Origin of the sequence: Oceanospirillum linum (assembly GCF_001995095.2) — a bacterium.
Lineage (GTDB): Bacteria > Pseudomonadota > Gammaproteobacteria > Pseudomonadales > Halomonadaceae > Oceanospirillum > Oceanospirillum linum.
The window spans coordinates 1-441 of record NZ_MTSD02000095.1; the positions used below are offsets into that span (position 1 = coordinate 1).

General features: G+C 35.6%; 1 protein-coding gene. It reads left to right on the top strand.

The annotated features are described in order from the left end of the window. Window positions 1-198, top strand: a 198-nt coding sequence (locus tag BTA35_RS18565; RefSeq protein ID WP_238377634.1) for a hypothetical protein, incomplete at its 5' end; no start/stop codon positions are given. Between the last annotated feature and the right edge of the window lie 243 nt (window positions 199-441).

Below are 441 nucleotides of genomic sequence, written 5' to 3' on the forward strand. Positions count from 1 at the left end.
ACTTTTCCACAATTAGACAATATCGGTACGCTTTCAATGCAATCTGATATTTCTAGTCAATTAAAAGGGCAGACCTTTAAAGGCGCTTTAGGAAGTAATAACACGGTAATTCAAACAGTTGTTACACTAGATGGTAAAGAGATAGCCAGCAAGCGCCCCGTATGCACAAACGGAGTTAGACTTGATCAATCAACGTAATAATAGGTTATATGGATATTAAAATACTTTCAACGGGTTGTGATAATTTTCAACCCGTTGACTAAAGGAGTGATTTTACTTGTATCAATTTAGGGATATAAACCAATCAAAGACCGACAACAAGCTTTCAAGCGAAAGTTTTACTTATGACGGAGTATACTTTGAAAACGTTATCGAAGGTTATAAGACCTTGAAAGTGACGGGGCGAGAAAGCTTTCAAAAAGAAATAAATAGTGAAGTTAT